This is a genomic window from Lentzea indica, assembly GCF_012184385.1.
GTDB classification, from domain to species: Bacteria; Actinomycetota; Actinomycetes; order Mycobacteriales; family Pseudonocardiaceae; genus Lentzea; species Lentzea indica.
The window spans coordinates 1-16,618 of the sequence record NZ_VSRL01000058.1 but is presented as its reverse complement, the minus strand read 5'-3'; the positions used below and the strand labels follow the sequence as shown (position 1 = coordinate 16,618).

Annotated in this window: 18 protein-coding genes; 6 read left to right on the top strand and 12 right to left on the bottom strand. The window is 67.6% G+C overall.

The genetic code is table 11. From position 1 onward, the window contains the following. Positions 1-289 precede the first annotated feature (289 nt). The gene (locus FXN61_RS18150) at positions 290-5,335 is read left to right on the top strand and encodes a PDDEXK-like endonuclease domain-containing protein (protein WP_312877822.1); all 5,046 of its coding nucleotides are present in this window, start codon (positions 290-292) and stop codon (positions 5,333-5,335) included. A gap of 450 nt (positions 5,336-5,785) precedes the next feature. Here FXN61_RS18150 and FXN61_RS52265 read toward each other — a convergent pair whose 3' ends face one another. The 5 genes from FXN61_RS52265 to FXN61_RS18130 all read right to left on the bottom strand — a co-directional run bounded on the left by FXN61_RS52265 (position 5,786) and on the right by FXN61_RS18130 (position 7,290). After that, entirely contained in the window at positions 5,786-5,962 is a 177-nt protein-coding gene (locus FXN61_RS52265) for a hypothetical protein (RefSeq protein ID WP_246291702.1), read from the bottom strand. Positions 5,963-5,976: 14 nt separating this feature from the next. Further along, positions 5,977-6,177, bottom strand: a complete 201-nt coding sequence (locus FXN61_RS18140) for a hypothetical protein (RefSeq protein WP_167975239.1) — start codon at positions 6,175-6,177, stop codon at positions 5,977-5,979. Positions 6,178-6,205: 28 nt separating this feature from the next. Then, positions 6,206-6,334 carry a hypothetical protein gene (locus tag FXN61_RS54350; protein WP_281360513.1) on the bottom strand — a complete coding sequence of 43 codons (129 nt, stop codon included), beginning with the start codon at positions 6,332-6,334 and terminating at the stop codon, positions 6,206-6,208. 112 nt (positions 6,335-6,446) lie between these two features. Continuing rightward, entirely contained in the window at positions 6,447-6,878 is a 432-nt protein-coding gene (locus FXN61_RS18135) for an SRPBCC family protein (RefSeq protein WP_167975251.1), read from the bottom strand. Beyond that, entirely contained in the window at positions 6,868-7,290 is a 423-nt protein-coding gene (locus FXN61_RS18130; protein WP_167975250.1) for an SRPBCC family protein, read from the bottom strand. Before FXN61_RS18130 ends, FXN61_RS18135 begins: the two co-directional genes overlap by 11 nt. Positions 7,291-7,343: 53 nt before the next feature. On the opposite strand from FXN61_RS18130, the gene FXN61_RS18125 reads away from it, so the two are divergent. From FXN61_RS18125 to FXN61_RS18110, 4 genes are all read left to right on the top strand, one after another. Further along, positions 7,344-7,652, top strand: coding sequence for an ArsR/SmtB family transcription factor (locus FXN61_RS18125; RefSeq protein ID WP_246291701.1), 309 nt, complete (start codon positions 7,344-7,346; stop codon positions 7,650-7,652). Further along, a complete protein-coding gene (locus FXN61_RS18120) occupies positions 7,640-8,062 on the top strand; it encodes an SRPBCC family protein (protein WP_167975248.1) in 423 nt (140 codons plus the stop codon). The genes FXN61_RS18125 and FXN61_RS18120 overlap by 13 nt, the downstream gene beginning before the upstream one ends. Positions 8,063-8,347: 285 nt before the next feature. Then, positions 8,348-9,358, top strand: coding sequence for a sialidase family protein (locus tag FXN61_RS18115; RefSeq protein ID WP_167975247.1), 1,011 nt, complete (start codon positions 8,348-8,350; stop codon positions 9,356-9,358). Beyond that, entirely contained in the window at positions 9,331-9,786 is a 456-nt protein-coding gene (locus FXN61_RS18110) for a sialidase family protein (RefSeq protein ID WP_167975246.1), read from the top strand. The genes FXN61_RS18115 and FXN61_RS18110 overlap by 28 nt, the downstream gene beginning before the upstream one ends. A gap of 298 nt (positions 9,787-10,084) precedes the next feature. Here FXN61_RS18110 and FXN61_RS56390 read toward each other — a convergent pair whose 3' ends face one another. From FXN61_RS56390 to FXN61_RS55435, 7 genes are all read right to left on the bottom strand, one after another. Further along, positions 10,085-10,561: an ankyrin repeat domain-containing protein gene (locus FXN61_RS56390; protein WP_223165496.1), complete on the bottom strand. Its 477-nt coding sequence runs from the start codon at positions 10,559-10,561 to the stop codon at positions 10,085-10,087. Further along, complete coding sequence (locus FXN61_RS18100) at positions 10,542-12,377, bottom strand: ABC transporter ATP-binding protein (RefSeq protein ID WP_246291705.1); 1,836 nt, start codon at positions 12,375-12,377, stop codon at positions 10,542-10,544. Before FXN61_RS18100 ends, FXN61_RS56390 begins: the two co-directional genes overlap by 20 nt. A 5-nt stretch (positions 12,378-12,382) precedes the next feature. Further along, positions 12,383-12,631 (bottom strand): alkylmercury lyase, encoded by a 249-nt coding sequence (locus FXN61_RS18095; RefSeq protein WP_246291699.1) that lies wholly within the window; start codon positions 12,629-12,631, stop codon positions 12,383-12,385. A gap of 4 nt (positions 12,632-12,635) precedes the next feature. Next, positions 12,636-13,115, bottom strand: a complete 480-nt coding sequence (locus tag FXN61_RS18090) for a hypothetical protein (RefSeq protein WP_167975243.1) — start codon at positions 13,113-13,115, stop codon at positions 12,636-12,638. Then, entirely contained in the window at positions 13,112-13,513 is a 402-nt protein-coding gene (locus FXN61_RS55440; RefSeq protein ID WP_167975242.1) for a MerR family transcriptional regulator, read from the bottom strand. Before FXN61_RS55440 ends, FXN61_RS18090 begins: the two co-directional genes overlap by 4 nt. Before the next feature lie 471 nt (positions 13,514-13,984). Beyond that, positions 13,985-14,806 carry an alpha/beta fold hydrolase gene (locus FXN61_RS18080; protein WP_167975241.1) on the bottom strand — a complete coding sequence of 274 codons (822 nt, stop codon included), beginning with the start codon at positions 14,804-14,806 and terminating at the stop codon, positions 13,985-13,987. Between the two features lie 9 nt (positions 14,807-14,815). Next, positions 14,816-15,439, bottom strand: coding sequence for a TetR/AcrR family transcriptional regulator (locus tag FXN61_RS55435; RefSeq protein WP_167975240.1), 624 nt, complete (start codon positions 15,437-15,439; stop codon positions 14,816-14,818). Between the two features lie 594 nt (positions 15,440-16,033). Between FXN61_RS55435 and FXN61_RS18070 the strand changes: the two genes are divergently transcribed. Continuing rightward, on the top strand, positions 16,034-16,618 hold a 585-nt coding region (locus FXN61_RS18070), incomplete at its 3' end, for a S8 family serine peptidase (RefSeq protein WP_223165495.1).

The window sequence follows — 16,618 nt, the reverse complement described above, 5'->3', positions numbered from 1 at the left end:
GTTGGCGGCTTCACACATCTGCACGCAGCCACGCATCACTGATCTGCTCGCCATAACGGTCTGGTGTCGGCTGTATCACCTCATGCCTCCTCTGCGATGTGCACCACGGTCTGTTCGGTGGTGAGGGAGGGGAACGGTTGTGGCGAACGGTGGGGCTGCTCCGCAGGGCACGGCGGTTGATCGAGCAGTACGGCTTTTCCAGTTCCTCGCGCGGAGTCAGCAGCTCAAGTCCAATCCGCCTCGCACCACTGAAAGTTACGAATCGGTGTTGTGGTTCGGGCAATTGCCTGTGCACCCCGCCATCCTGTCTGCTCATCGCGACGACGCACTCGTCACCAGGGCCTCACTGCTCACTGTCGACCGGGTCGCGCACCAGGATCCACCCGAGCCTGCGTCGGAACTGCGGCCATGGTTGGACGGGGAGTGGGACGAGCCGACCGCACCGCCGCGCCTGCGTGAGTCGATCGGCGAGGGGGAGCAGCGCACCGCGCTCGACGACGCGGAAGGGATCCGGGACGCCCACGACGAGTGGAAGACCCGCTGGTCCGATTGGGCTGAGCGTGAGAAGGCTGATCGAGCTGCACGGAACGTCTACAACGACCTGTTCTCCGCCTACGTCACCGCAGCTGGACATGCCGAGGAACTCGAGCTGGTCGTCGGCGTCGGATGCATGTCGTGGGCGCCACCCGGCCACTATGTCGTGCGGCGTCACCTTGTGACTGTGCCCGCGGTGATTCATTTCGACGACAGCACCGGGAGACTGACCCTCCAGCAGACTGAGACCGCGGAAGGCTTGAGCGTCGAGCTGGACATGCTCGACCCCGGTCGCGTTGCAGACCCGCAGCGTGTCGTCCAGATCAGGAATGAAGCCCGCGAGGTCACAGCCGCCGTCCTGCAACGCGACGACGTGGGTGGCGTGCTGCGCCGTCTGGTGCACGCCCTCGACGGCGAGGCGGCGTACCTCGACGAGGACATCCCGCAGAAGCCCGGCACGCACGCTGTGGCGGCGTACGCACCCGCCGTCATCCTGCGCAGGCGTTCGCGGCAGGGGATCGTCGACATCCTCGACTCGGTCGCCGGGCAGCTCGGCGAGTCGGGCGTCGTCCCGGACGGGCTGCTCCCGCTCGTCGACCCCGACCACCGGCCGGCGTCGGAGCGCTCACCTGAGCCCGGCGCCCTGGTCGAGCTCGACGCCGATCCCTTCCTGCCGCTGCCCGTCAACGACCGGCAGCTGCGCGTTCTCACTCAGGTCGACGCGAAGGCACAGGTGCTTGTGCAGGGCCCGCCTGGGACGGGCAAGACCCACACGGTCGCCGCCCTGCTGTCGCATCTTCTCGCGCAGGGCAAGCGTGTGCTCGTCACCGCGCACACCGACCGCGCTCTGAAGGAGGTGCGGGCGAAACTGCCCGAGGCCATCGCGCCGCTGGCCGTCTCGGTCGTCGGGTCCTCGCGCTCGGACATGGCGGACCTCAAGGTCGCCGTGGAGCGGATCAGTCATGTGGCCAGCGAGTACGACGCCGAGGGCGCGCGTCGGGCTATCGACGACCACATCGCGGCGATCGAGGAGCTCCGCCTGCGTCGTGCCGGCTTGTACCGGCGGCTGCTCGACGCGCGCGGCGAAGAGGTCGTCGAGCACGAGGTCGGTGACTACCGCGGAACGCTCGCTGCCGTCGCGCAGCGCGTGGAAGCGGAGCAGGAGCGGTTCGACTGGTTGGCTGACCTGGTCTCCGTAGACGGTGTTGTCCCATCGCCTCTTCCTGCGGCTGACATCGTCGAGTGGCACCGGAGCGTCGTGGATGACGTACTGAACGCCGACGAACCCGAGTCGCGGCTCAAGCTGGTGGCCCTCACCGACGTGCCCACGCCCGAGGAGTTCTTCTCGCTCGTGACCGCGGAACGGCAGGCCGTCGCTGTCGAGGAGGGGCACGGCAGCCTCACGCAGCACTCCGCATTCGAAGGCGTCCGGCGCCTGGATCAGTCCACGCGGACGGTGCTGCGGCAGCGGCTCAACGGGTTCGCGCGCGAGGCCGAGGACTTGTCTCGGCGGCGCGAAAAGTGGATGAACGACGCGCTCTCTGAAGTGCTCGCAGGGCGTGCGAACCACTGGCGGTCGCGCGGACACCAGATCGCCCAGCTCATCGGGCGTGCGGGTCCGGTGGTCGACCGGCTCGGGCCGCTCACCGAGGTACGGGTCGGTCCCGCCGACATGGGCGTGCTCGTCGCCCTGGCCGGGGCGCTCCGCGCACACGTCGGCGACGGAGGCAAGCTCAAGACCAACCCGGACGGCTCACACAAGACCGGGGCGTTCGCCCCCAAGGCCGTAAAGCAGGCCCAGCCGCTGTTTCAAGCGGTACGAGTCAACGGTGTCCCACCCACCACCGCCGACCAGCTCGACGTCTTCCTGATGTGGGTGGAGGCCACCAGGACACTGGATGCGCTGGACCGGGCCTGGCCCGACTCGGTGCACATCCCCGCCGAGGACACGCTGAGCGAACGGCTCCAGTGGCACGTGACCGAGCTGGAGCAGCTGCGCCGCGTGCTGGCGCTCGGCGAAGCTCTCGAAGCGGAGGAACGCGGCCTGGCGGGCCTCGGCCTCCCGCGTCCAAATTGGACTGATCTCGACGCAGTCCAGGTCTACGCCCGGCTTGTTGATGCCGCAGCCGCATCCGACGCACGCACCGCCGCCACCATGCCACTGCTGGAGGTCGTGCGAGCCATCGCCGACGTGGCTCAGTGGGCGGACGCCGCACCGTGCGTGAAGCACCTGGCGCAGGCCACGGGGGAACGAGACCACGAGTCGTACGCGGCCGCGTACCGCAGGCTCGTGCGTCTGACCGAGGTCATGGGGCTGGCGCGTCGTCGTGACGAGATCGCGGCGAAGCTGGCCCACCTGATGCCTCGGGTGCACGAGGCTGTCTCGGCGAACCCGCGTGACCCCGCCTGGCCGGAGAAGCTGGCCGGCTGGGACGCCGCGTGGGCGTGGGCTGTGGCACGGGCATGGGTGCTTGGACGCGTTGATGAGGACGTGAACGCTCTCCAGGCCGAGGTGCTGCACGTCGAGGAGCAGGTGCGCGGCCGGGTCGAGAAGCTGGCGGCTGAACGTGCGTGGGGCTACGCCGTGTCGCCGGAGCGGCTGTCCGGCAAGGCCCGCGCCGATCTGCTTCAGTACGCTCAGCTGGTCAAGCTGCTCGGCAAGGGCACCGGCGTCTACGCCAACCAGCGCCGGGCCGACATCAAGGCGGCCATGGACCGCTGCCGCCCCGCGGTGCCGGTGTGGATCATGCCCGTCTACCGGATCGCCGAGCAGTTCCGGATCCAGCCCGACATGTTCGACGTAGTGGTGGTGGACGAGGCTTCGCAAGCGGGCCTGGAGGCGACGTTCCTGCAGTACCTCGCGCCCAAGATCGTGGTCATCGGCGACGACAAGCAGGTCTCACCTTCAGCCGTGGGCACGGACCAGCAGCAGTTGCGCGACCTCGCCGAGCAGTACCTGTGGGACGACCCGTACCGCGCGTCGTGGCAGGACCCCAAGCGCAGCCTGTTCGACGAGGCCAAGATGCGCTTCGAGGGCATGATCACGCTCGTAGAGCACCGGCGCTGCGTACCCGAGATCATCGGCTTCTCGAACCGGATTGCCTACGAGCCCGATGGAATCCGGCTGGTGCCCGTGCGTCAGTACGGCGCGGACCGGTTGGAACCGATCAAGCCGGTGTTCCTCGACAACGGCTACGAACGGGGCGTGACGGACAAGGTCAACCCGGTCGAAGCCGACGCCATCGTCGACCAGATCGAGAAGTGCATCGCCGACCCGCGGTACGACGGGATGACATTCGGCGTCGTGTCGTTGCTCGGTCGCGCCCAGGCGAAGAGGATCGAGAAGCGGCTGCTGGAGCGCATCCCTCCGGAGGAGTGGAAGGCGCGCGACCTCCGGTGTGGTGACTCCGCCGACTTCCAGGGATCCGAACGCAACGTGATGTTCCTGTCGCTGGTCAAGGCCCCAGAGCCGGGCAAGCGGATCGCCTCGCTGACGCAGGACATGTACGTCCAGCGATTCAACGTCGCCGCGTCCCGCGCCAAGGACCAGATGTGGGTGTTCCACTCCCTGCGCCTGTCCGACCTCGGCAATCCCGAGGACATGCGGTTCCAGTTGCTGGACTACTGCTATGCGCTGTCCGGTCGCACCGGCGGCACGGATGACGTCAGGTACTCGGTCGTCCCCGAGGACCGGAGGGTGGAGCCTTTCGACTCGTTGTTCGAGCAGCGAGTGTTCAACCGGCTCGTTGACCGCGGGTACAGCGTCGTCCCGCAGTTTCCCGCCGACGGCTACCGAATCGACCTGGTGGTCGTGGGTGCCAAAGCGAGGTTGGCGGTGGAGTGCGACGGTGACGCTTGGCACGGGCCGGAGGCGTACGAGCGCGATCTCGCCCGGCAGCGGGACCTGGAGCGATGCGGCTGGCGCTTCTTCCGCATCCGCGAGTCCGAATTCTACGCCGACCGGCCTGCCGTTCTGGCACGGCTGTGGGATGCGTTGCACGAGCTGGACATCCACGCTTCCGGATGGACGCCGGAAGCCGAGGACCAGCCGACCGTAGTGTCTTCCCGACCTGTGGCTGTCGTCGAACCCGCGCTCGACGTCCCCGTCGCCATCGTCCCCGGATCATCAGTGTCCGAACCGGACGCTGATGATCCGGCAGCTCCGGAGCAGCCGGTGTCCAAGATGGCGGTGGCTGAGCCAGCCGTCCTGCCAGAATCCGTTGTGGCCATTGAGTTGCCGGAAGTCGCCGAGCAGATGCTCGTGGAGCACGAGGAGGCGTCGCCACCTGCCGCGGATTCAACCCTTGCCGCGTACCAGCACTTCGGCGGAACCGTGGTTCAGGTCGGTGAAGCCTCACGACAGGACCTGCTCAGTGGCTTGGTGCGTCTCGTCGAGGCAGAGGGGCCCATGCTGGGCAGTCGTCTGCACACCGCGTACGTCCGTGCCTCGGGCGCAGTCCGGGTCACGAAGCTGGTCGCCGGCGAGTTGAACAAGGCGATCTCCCAAGCAGTGCGCAAGGGTGAGCTCATCGAGGACAACCCTCTTGGCGAGAGCGGCATCAAGCCGCGTACATATCGGTTGCCCGGCCAAGCGGAGGTGCGTCTGCGCCAGCTGGGACCGCGGTCCCTCGACGAGGTACCTCCGGCCGAGCTCGCAGCGATGCTCGACCACGTCGCCGAACGAGTCGGTGACGTCAGCGAGGGGGCGTTGCAGCGTGCTGTGCTCGAGTTGCTCGGCCTGAAGCGGCTCACAGACAACGTGAAGAGCCGATTCGCTGCAGTCCAAGCCCTTCGGAGTTGAGACCTGTGGCGTGTTGGCCACCACGACGGTCCTTTTCGGACCGATGATGGCGGCTGGGAGTGGGAGCAAAATGGGAGGATCCATTGTGCGGCAACGGTTCCAGACTGCGTTGAACGGCAGCCAACGGCACCGGCGCGACCTGCGGTTTCAGTGTTTCCACTGCTGGCGCACTTGATCGGGCGGCCCTGGGGGTCAAGGGGTCGCAGGTTCAAATCCTGTCGTCCCGACGGTCTGAATCAGCCCGCTGATTCTGCGTGAAAGCCCAGGTCAGCGGGCTTTTTCGTGCGTTCGAAACGATCTCCGCTTGATCATCATTCTCATGATCAACAGGTGGATGAAGGAGTGAATAAGGAGCCGCTGGCTCCTTCGTTTTGACTAACGGCAAATGGGGTCGTCCACGAACGGGTGAATCTGCCGAACCTGTGCCGCTCGAAAAGTCATCGCTGCACGTCATGCGGCATAGCTGTACTCGTTGATGAGTCCGCCGAGGATCCGTGCTGGATCGATGCCCGCCGCATGCAAGATCTCCCAGACGGTCGAGGCGGCGATCCGGTGGCCGAGCCGGGCCAACTCGCCTTGGATCCGCCGATGTCCCCACTGCGGGTTCTCTGATGCAAGTCGGAGCACGAGTGCCTTGATCGCTACTCGGGTGGATGGGCGTCCGGTTCGTCGGCGCGCGGTGTAGTCCCACTACCAGGCGATGAACCTGCGTCGCGGGTACCTCGCTGCGCGTCGGCGACATCGGCGAAGGTGTTGCCGCGTTCGTCGCCTACGTAGCGGGCATGGGCCTCGTCGTGACCGCGCTCGCCGTGGCCGCCCGCGCCCGCAGGCTGCTTCCGCACATCTCACGGATCGGTGGCGCGTGGCGCGCTACTGGTTCTCGTCGGCCTGTACGTCACCTACTACGGCATCTACGAACTCCGGCTGTTCCTCGGCGGCGCCGACGCCGCCGACCCCGTCATCGACGCGGGCCGGGACAGTGCAAAACACCCTGGTCAACTGGCTCACCGCCATCGGGCCGCTGCCGCCTCTGGTCCTGTTGGTGGCATTGCTGGCTGGTGGCGCGCTTCTGGTGCGCCGCCGCAAGGTTCACGACCGGAAGTCGTGACCATCACGGTTCCAGACAGGCGCGCAACCGCTCAAGGTCGGCAGTGATGCTCTTGCGCACCTGGCGCGCCATGAGTGGCGTCGCCCAGCCGAAGAACCCGCCCGGCGTACCACTGGCGTGGATCGCGACAAGCGTGCCGGTTGGCGCGTCCGCCAACTCGTAGCGCACCGTCATCGGGAACGGCCGGTCGACCTTCATCTCGACCAACCGGTCCTGATCGTGCTCGGTCACGACATAGCCGTAGACGAACTCCCGCCCCAGGAACCGGGCCGTGCGCTCCACGGTCGCGCCCTCGACGAGCGATCCGGGCCGAGTTGGTCGGCTGGACGTGATCCCGCCGGTCCACTCGAGATCGTTGGCCGGGTCGAACATGAACGCGGCGACGTCGGAGCGCGGCCGGCGAACGAGCACCTCGGGCCGGACGTCAACTGGCATGTGGCACCTCCGCGGTGAAGTAGGGCTGCGGTGTACCGGTGTTGGCGTACCGGACGAGTCGGTCGTGGATCATCGCCCACCCCTGCGTGACGCGCCCGAGGTCGGCCTCGGGAAAGCCTTCACCGAACCCGTAGTGGCGGAACAGGACCGCCGAGCCGCTGAGCTCCCACTCCCACGTCGAGCCGGTCCAGTACGGGAACCCCGACGTGCAGTGCATCCGGACCAGCTTGGCCGGTTCCGCGGTGACGTCCACCTCGAGGTCGACCGGTGCCGCGGCGAATCCGAACCGGGCGTGCTCGGGCGACACGTCGCAGTCCTGCGTCCAGAACGCCCGCTGCCCCTCGGTCGTGGTCAGGATCTCGAAGAGACGGGAGGCGTCGGCCTCGGTCTCGTTGTAGAGCGTGATCATCATGGGCTCCTTATTTTAGATGAATCTAAATTAAGATGCGGCTACAGTAGATGTCAATGGAACCGCTGCAGGTCATCGCCGCACCGCGGCGGATGCGCATCCTCGAGCTGGTCTGGGACCGTGAACTCCCCGCGGGGGACATCGCGGCCGAGTTCGACGTGTCCTGGTCCGCGGTCAGTCAGCACCTGACCGTGCTGAAGCAGGCAGGCTTCCTCGTGGAGCGCCGTGAGGGCACGAGCCGCTTCTACCGTGCCGACAAGGAGGCTCTCGGCCCGCTGCGGGCCGTTGTCGAGGATCACTGGCGCCGGAGCCTGAACCTCATCAAGCACCTGGCCGAGGCCGAGGAGGGCCAATGCTCGAAGTGAGCGTGCACATCGCGGCCAAACCCGAAACGGTCTTCCCGTACTTCACCGATCCCGAGCGGTACACGCTGTGGATGGGAAACGGCGCGACGCTCGACCCCGTGCCCGGCGGTGCCTACCGGGTGCTCATGCGCGACGGCGTCGAGGCGTCCGGCGAGTTCGTCGAGATCTCCCCGCCGCACCGGGTCGTGTTCACGTGGGGCTGGACCCACGAGCAGGCCGTCGCCCCCGGCTCCACCCGCGTTGTCGTCACCCTGTACGAGGAGAACGGCGGTACCCGCGTCGTGCTGTGCCACCACGGACTTCCCGACGACGACCAGGTCGCGATGCACCGCAAGGGCTGGGAGCTCTACCTCGACCGCCTCGGCATCCGGGTCTGTGGAGGCGACCCCGGCCCCGATCCGAACGCCTGACGGAACCTCCCGAAGTGGCTGGAGTTCACCGCATCCGCTCGCTCACCGCGTCCAGTGATCGCGAACTGGTTGCCGATCGAGCGGAAGCGCAGCTCGTCGATGATCTTTGCCAGGTAGTCGATCAAATTGAGGTGCTCTGCGATGCGACCGGCGCCGACCGCAGGCGCAACGATCCAGCCCGCCACGACGATTCACCTGTGAGGGGGTACGCGGACATGCGGAGGTACCACCATGCATGCGACCAGACGGCTCACTGCGGCTGCGGCGGTCGTCCCTCTCATCGTCTTGAGCACAGCAACCGGGGCGTCGGCGGCACCCTTCTCACTCGGCAGCGATGTCCTGGTCAGCGGCGCGTCGACGCTGACGGCCTGTCCCTTCGGCGCGTCGGCCGATTTCGCCAGCGCCTATGACAACACCGAGGTCGAGCCGCAGGTGGCGGTCAACCCGACCAATCCGAACGAGATGATCGGAGTGACCCAGCAGGACCGCTGGCCGGACGGCGGCGCACGTGGCCTGACCTCGTGGATCACCCACGACGGCGGCACCTCGTGGAGCAAGCTGCCGGACGTGCCGTGGAGCGGCTGCCAGGGCGGTCCGACTCGGTTCGGCCGCGTCACCGACCCATGGGTCTCCTACGACAAGGCGGGCAACGCCTACTTCATCGGCCAGCCGATCGACTCGGCCGCGCTCGGCCTGTCCGCGATCTCGGTCACGAGCCTCGACCGGTCCACCGGGACCTGGCGGCCGCCGCAGATCATCCAGGAGGACTCCGGCGATCGAGGCATCTTCAACGACAAGGTCTCCATCACCGGCGATCCGACCCGTCCCGGTTACGCGTACGCGACGTGGCTGCGCGGGAGCTATCCCAACGACGGCAAACAGCACCCGATCGCGGACCTCCACTCGTTCGCCTACCGGGGGAAGCCGATGTTCTCCCGGACGACCGACGGCGGGCTGACGTGGTCCACCCCGGTGCCGATGCGCGACTCGAACTCCTTCTTCCAGGGCAACCAGATCGCGGTCGGCCCGGACGGCACGCTGTACAACGTCACCGCGAACCTGTTCACCGGTGCAGGGTTCAACGACAAGGGCGTCTACATGGGCGTCATGACCTCCCGCGATGCCGGATTGCACTGGTCGGCCCCCGCGAAGATCGCGCCGATCCAGTTCGCGCAGCTGTTCGTGCCCGACGACAACTTCCCGATCCGGGCCGGGGACTACCTGCCCGACATCGCGGTCGACATGACCACCGGCGCGATCTACGTCGTGTGGGCGACGGCCTCGGCACCGCCCTGAACAAGGTCGTCCTGGCCAAGTCCACCGACGGCGGCCGGCACTGGACCGGCCCCACCGTGGTCGCCACCGGTGGCCCTGGCGTGCAGTCGTACAACCACGCGATCGACGTGTCGGACACCGGCATGGTCACCCTGACCTACTGGGACGACCGCAACAACGTCCTCGGTGACGGCATCGCCACCACCGACGTCTGGGTCCGCCACTCGCACAACGGCACCCAGACCTGGGAGCCCGAACAGCACCTGCACGGGCCGTTCGACCACTACCGGGCACCGATCTCGTACTTCGCGCCCGGAGACCCGCGAGGTCTGTTCCTCGGGGACTACATGGGCCTCGAAACGATCTCGGGCAACAACACCATCGCCTTCTTCACCTCGACCATCAGCGACGGAGCCGACGCACACGCTGTGCGGCTGAACCACAGCTGACAGCGTGACGGGTGCGGGCGGCCCGCCCGCACCCGTCACTCGGCCCGAACACCGTTCCGATGTCGACCCCTGCTGCAGATCCGAGCGGGCTCACGATCGTGAAGTGATGACATCGGACGGTCGGATGCGGCTGTCAGTGACTTGCGTCTGATCATGTACGCGCGCAGGGGCTGACGCCGGTCATTGAGCGGCTGACTTCGCACCTCGCTCACGCAGCCAGAGCACCAGGTCGGTCGCCTCGCTGCGTTGTGCCGCATCCAGCGGTGTTTTCGGTTCCCACGGCGGTATCCAGTTCAGCTCAGCGCCGTGGCCGAGGAGGTGTTCGGCGCACTGCCGTTGACCGCCGTGGCAGGCGTCCCAGAAAGCCACGTTCACTTCTTCGCTTGTGGCACCGGGGAAGTAGGTCTTCACGCGATCGAGGAGGCCGAGCGTCGCGGCGTCGGTGAGCGTCGTTGTCGGCTCCGGCGTCCAGCAACGCGTCGAGCGCCTCGACGTTGTCACTGCTGGCTGCCCAATGCAGCGGTGTTTCCGTGTGTGAGCCCTGGGACCGTGCGTTCACCTTGGCGCCCGCGTCGACGAGGACGGCGATGGTGTTCGCGACATTCGGGAAATGGCCCGGCCAGTCCGTTGCGATGTGCAGCGGCGAACGGCCGTTGATGCGTGTGGCGAGGTCGGAGTGGTCGTGCAGTAGTTGCCGGAGTCTGTCGGTGTCCCCGGTGTGGATGGCGGTGGTCAACGCCGTCGCGAGTGGATCGTCAGCGGGCAGCGTCGTCACTGCGTCTCCCGGTGTAGGCGGCGGCTTGCAGAGTGAACAGCTCGGCGTACACGCCGTTCGCAGCCATCAGCTCGTCGTGGTCGCCGTGCTCGACGATCTGACCTTCGTCGAGCACGTAGATGTGGTCGGCGTCGCGGACTGTGTTGTAGCGGTGGGAGATCAGCAGCACCGTCCGTCCTTTGTAGAGGGAGCGGATGCGGCGGAACAGGTCGTGCTCGGCGCGCGGGTCCAGTGCCGCGGTGGGCTCGTCGAGGATGATCAGGGGTGCGTCGCGGATGAACGCCCGCGCGAGCGCGACCCGTTGCCACTGCCCGACCGAAAGATCGCGGCCGCCGTCGTACTCGGGCGACAGGATCGTCTCGTAGCCCTTGGGCAACTCCGACAGGTAGGAGTCGGCGCCGGCGTGCCGGGCGGCGGCCTGCACCGCTGACTGGTCGTCCACATGCTCCACAGCGCCGAATCCGATGTTCTCCCGTGCGGTCAGGTCGTAGCGTGCGAAGTCCTGGAAGATCACGGCGATGCGCCGGTGCAGCTCGTCGGGATCGAGGTCGGCGGTGTCGGTGCCGTCCCACCGGATCGTGCCTGCGGCGGGCAGGTAGAGCCGCGACAGGAGCTTGGCCAGCGTGGTCTTGCCCGAGCCGTTCTCACCGACGAGTGCGATGACTTGCCCTGCCTGGATCTCCAGTGACACCTCGCGCAACGCCGGGCCGTTCGCGGCGGGATAGGTGAAGGAGACGTTGTCCACCGTGATCCGGTCGAACTTTGCGGGCGCGGGCCAGGTTCCGGTGTGGCCGTGCTGGTGTGGCGCGGTGGCGAGGAAGGTCGTGTAGTCCTCGACGAACAGCCCGGCTTCGTAGAGGTCGCCGATGTTGTTCACCGTGGTCAGGATCCGCTCGCCGAGGATGAGCAGCGCGGCTGCGGCGGTCGCGGTCTCGGCGAGCGCCAGCCGGCCGGACAGCGCCAATGCCAGCAGTCCGGCCAGCCCGCCACCAAGTGCAAGTGACAGGCCGATGGTGGAGATCACCGCGATGCGGAACCGTTTCCGCGTGGTCTTGCGCAGCTCGGCCATGTGCTGGTCGTACAGCGCGGTGTGCCGGGCGGTGAGGTAACCGGCCAGCCCGAACGCGCGGACCTCCTTGGCCGGGTCCTTCGCGGTGAGCAGCCGGTAGAGGTAACCACGGGCGCGGGCGACGGTGGTCATGCGCAGGTGGAACCCGAACATCGCCTGCCCAGCCTTCACCACACCGATCAGCAGCGGCAGCCCAGCCAGGAACAACAACGGTACGAGCCACGGCTGGATCGTGAGCAGGGCGACGACGATGCCGCCGATGGACGCGATCGAGCCGATGGTGCCGACCACGCCGTCGACCATCTGGATCGGCCGGTGCTCGGCGGCCGACGCGCGCAGCAGCCGGTCGTGGAAGTTCGGTGTCTCGTAGGCGGACAGCTCCACCTTCGCCGCCACGTCGATGATCGCCTGCTTCGCGTGCCGCGCAGTCGTTTCCGAGAGGATCTCCCTGACCTCGCGGCCGGCGGCGGTGATCAGTCCGATGGCGGCGACGATCCCGACCACCGTCGCGAGCTGCGGGGCAACGGCGCCGATACCCGGTTTCACAGCATCAGCGGCGAGGACTGAGCTGATCAGATCACGGCCGAACACCAGCGTTGCCGCGAGGCCGACACCGTTGAGCAGCTTCAGCACGATGCTGACGATCAGCAGGCGTGGTGCTGCAGCCCAGACCAAGCGGACCGAGTCCGCGGTGATGCGGGGCAGCAGGCGGATCGACTTGTTCGGCACCTCGTCGCAGGTCACCATCACGCTCACGCCTCGGCGGTTCTGCTGCGGAGGGCGGCGAGAAGCTTCGGGATCGTGGGTACATCCAACCGGCAGGCTCGCATCTCAGGCGCACCGGCGTGATCGTTCATCACGTCGACGCCGTCGACAAGGACAGTGGGCGAAGGAAAGTCCCCGACACGCTCGACGACGGGCACGGTGAGTTCGAGTTCGTGCAGTGCCTCGGTCAACGCGGTTTTGGCCGCTGCCGCGTTGGGGCAATCCGGGGCGAGCAAGAGCTCAACACGCATCTCGTACCTCCGTGGGGCGGTGTCGTGCTTCGAGGGCGTCGATCGGCCAGAACGGCACACACCCGATCTGGTCATGACGGTGGAGCAACCAGTTCGACACGGCCAGCACCTCACAGCCCGCGTAGCCACGTGCCGCGGCCAGCAGCATCGAACCGCCGTAGAACAGCAGGGCCGCGTCGCTCAGGACGTCGATCTGCGGCGCGTACCACCAGGTCAGATACAACGCGAAGAACACGCTGATGTTGACCACGTGGCCGACGATTCCGGTGGCGCGCAGCGGTGCGGGGTTGCGCCGGGCCCGCCACCACTGCCACCCGAGCGCCACCGCCGGGAACACGACCAGACCCAGCAACCAGGCCACCGGATGCCAGCCACTCACCGCGTGACCGATCACCACGCTGCCCGCCAGCCACACGCCGATGACGACGCGCGTCGCGGTGCCCCACGGGCCGATCGCACGGGTCGTCATGGCGGATCCGCCTCACCGAGCTCGTGCAGGATCGGGCAGTCGCGCTCGGAGCGGGGCCGGTCGCACGTGGCCACCAGGCTCGTCAGCCCCGCCTCCAACGCTTGCAGGTCGGCGATGCGCTGCCGCAGATCGCCGATCTTGTCGGCGGCGAGCGCCCGTACGCGGTCGCAGCTGTCCGGACCGCCGTCGGCGAGGTGCAGCAGGGTGTCGATCTCGGTGAGCGTGAAGCCCAGTTCCTGCGCCCGTTTGATGAACCGCACGCGCGCCACCGCCTCCGGCGGGTAGGACCGGTAGCCGCCGGCCGTCCTGGCCGGTTCAGCCAGCAGACCCCGGCGCAGGTAGTACCGCAGGGTCTCCGGGTGCACCGCGGCCCGCGAGGCCAGTTCGTTCGTCCTCACCGCCCCAGCATGAACCCTGTACCTGGGTACCGGGTCAATACTCGGAAGGATGAACCAGTGGTCGTAGCGTGTCGCGGTCGGCTGATGGGTGCACACCTCGGCGGGTGCCACCGTGTCGTACCCGCCGGGCACGAAGTCGATCCGAATCGGCGTGCCAGTGGCCGCCCACGGCTCTTCCGCGCGGAAGGGCACTCGAGTACTGCGGCGTAGAGGAACAGGTCGGGAGCGCAGCCGCTGCGCATGGGAAGCTCGCGGCCCTCCACGTACAGAGTGCGCAGAGGTCGCTCGCCGGGAAATGGGTCCTCCCAGCGGGTTCACCGCCGGGCGGATCGGAGTGGTCGATGGGCTCGATCGTCCACAGAGGAATGTTTCCGGCGGCAAGGCATGAAAGCGTTCTCGACGCAGGAGCTCCATGTGAGTTCCCTTCGATCGCATGCCCGGCGGGAATCTGCGGACATGCGGTGGAGGGTGTCAGCGACCGGGTGCAGAACGGTTGTGCCAGTCGCGGAGCCAGGTGGCCACGTCAGCGGGTGCGTCGCACATCGGGAAGTGGTTGCCGCGCGGGACAACGTGCTGGCGTGCCGTGGGATACAGCTCCAGCCATCTCTTTTGGAGTTTCAGCGGGTCGTTGAACTGACCGAACACGGTGATCAGCGGGCGGTCGGCGAGTGGTCCTCGCAGCGCGCGCTCTGCTGTGTCGAACAGGGTGTCGGCTCGGCGTGCGTCGGCGAGGTAGCGGTGAATGCTTCGACGGGCTTCCCGGTCGAAGATGGAGCGGAATTCCTTGCGGACGGCGGAGTTCCAGTGTCGTCCGGCGCCGAATCGGGTCGAGGCTGCGGCGGGCAGCCAGCCGGTGAGCGCGTCGAGCTCGCGCATGACCGCGCTGCCCATCAGGGCGAGCATGCCGCGGAAGAGGAGCCCGGTGGGTTTCCAGGCGAAGGCGTTGATCGCTGCGATGCCGGCGATCCGGTCGGTGTGGTCGGCCGCGGCGGCGATGCCCGCGGGACCGCCGAGGTCGTGCACGACGAGCGTGATGTCGCGCAGGTCGAGCTGGTCGATGAGGGAACCGACCGCAATGGCGGCGGCGGTGAGCGTCGTGCCCGCCTTACCGGGGCGGGAACTGCCGCCGTTGCCGGGAGCGTCGAGGGTGACGCAGCGGAAGTGCGGGGTGAGCTCGGGCAGGAGGTCCCGCCACAGGAACGACGACATGCCGACGTGCACCAGGAGCAGCGTCGGGCCGCGGCCGGTGTCCGAGAACGCGATGCGCCCGGCCGGTGTGTCCATTTCGGACATTTGAGCCTCCTAGGGAGAGGGTGCGGCGAGGCCCGGAGCCAGGAAGGTGACCAGCCGGGCCAGCTGGGTCTCGACGTCGTCGCTGCCGAGTTGATGCGGTTCGCCGGCCGGGGTAGCGGTGGCGAACAGGGTCGTGACGACGGCGACGACGAGGTTCAGGCGAATCCGCAGCTCGGCGGGTTCAACGTGGGGCAGAGCGCGTTCGAGCAACGGGAACAGCCGCCCGGCGATCGGTTCGAACTGGCTGTCCATGAAGCGCGCGACGGCCGGACTCGGCTGGGTGTACGCACGGCCGAGGAACCTGGCCACCTGCACCTCCGAAGCGCGGAGCCGGTCGATCAGTTCGAGGTCAGGGCGCAGGAACGCGGCAAGCAGCGCCTCGACGGGCACCGGGTCGCCGTGCCGCTCGACCGCCTGGTCCAGCAGCCGCAGGCGCTGTTCGTTGAGCGGGCCGATCTGCCGGTCGAGCACGGTCTTCAGCAGTTCGCCCCGGCCACCGAAGTGGTAGTGCACGGCGGCGACGTTGACCCCGGCCTCTCTGGTGATGGCCCTGGTGGAGGTGGCTTCCTCGCCGCCGGTGGCGAACAGGCGCTCGGCGGCGGCGATGATGCGGGCACGGGTGTCGTCGGTCACTCAAACACTGTATCAAACAGTGTTTGAATCGATGGCGGAAGATCTGGAAGCCCAGTTCGCCGAGTGGCGGTGTTTACGTGCGGAGCCGTCCGGAACTGCGGCAGTCCGACGCCGACGAGCTCGAGGACCACCTCCGCGGCTCAACACGGTGTCAAGGAGTGGATCTTGAGCGGCTGCGCAAACAGGTGCTAGCGCACTTGATTTGCAGTCGATGCGCGCCACCGGATCGTCGTCAGCGTGGACCATCCATCTGCCGTGCCGGAGAACGCGGGAGATCCGGGCGGTTCCCTCGCCTTGCGGTCCGTGGGTTCCTCGATTTCCAGGCCCCACGACAGTGGACTGCCAGAAGCCGACTCGAGCTCACGACCGGATCGCGTCCTGTCCGCTGAAGACGGTCGCCGCTGATGGCACCTGCGGCTCGTGACCACCACCAACCCAGCCGGACCGCAGCCCCGATCACCGCCCGTAGACGGATGTGAGAGTTGTTCAGGAACCTGCACCCGAACTGCACCCGACCTGCACCCGTGGCTGCTACCGAGCGGGTCTTGCGTCGGTGTGCCGATGGAGGTGCTGTCTCACCAGGGGAGCTTCACTATGTTCGCTGTGCGTGTGGCGACGATGCTGGCTGTCACGATGACCTGGCTGGGCGGGGTCGCGGGGATGGCCGACGCCTCGGCGCAGGATCCGATCCGCCCGGTGGGGGGCAAGCCGGTTCCCGAGCAGTACATCGTGGTGCTCGCCGACGATGTCACGCAGCCGCTGCCGACCGTCGCGCCGCAACTGGCCGGGAAGCACGGCGGCAAGGTGCGGCAGATTTGGGGTGCCGCGCTGAACGGGTTCTCAGTGCAGATGACCGAGCAGAAGGCCGCCCGGCTGGCGGCCGACCCGCAGGTGGCCTTCGTGGAGCCGGTCATCGAAGTGGAGCTCGCCGACACCCAGACCGCCGCACCGTGGGGCCTGGACCGGCTGGACCAGCGCGCGCTGCCGCTGGACACCAAGTACAGCTACGCCACCACGGCGAGTAACGTCACCGCCTACATCCTCGACACCGGTATCCGCACCTCGCACACGGACTTCGGGGGCCGGGCCAGTGTCGGGTTCGACGCGATCGGCGACGGTCGCAACGGCCAGGACTGCCAGGGTCACGGCACGCACGTGGCGGGCACCGTCGGCGGCACC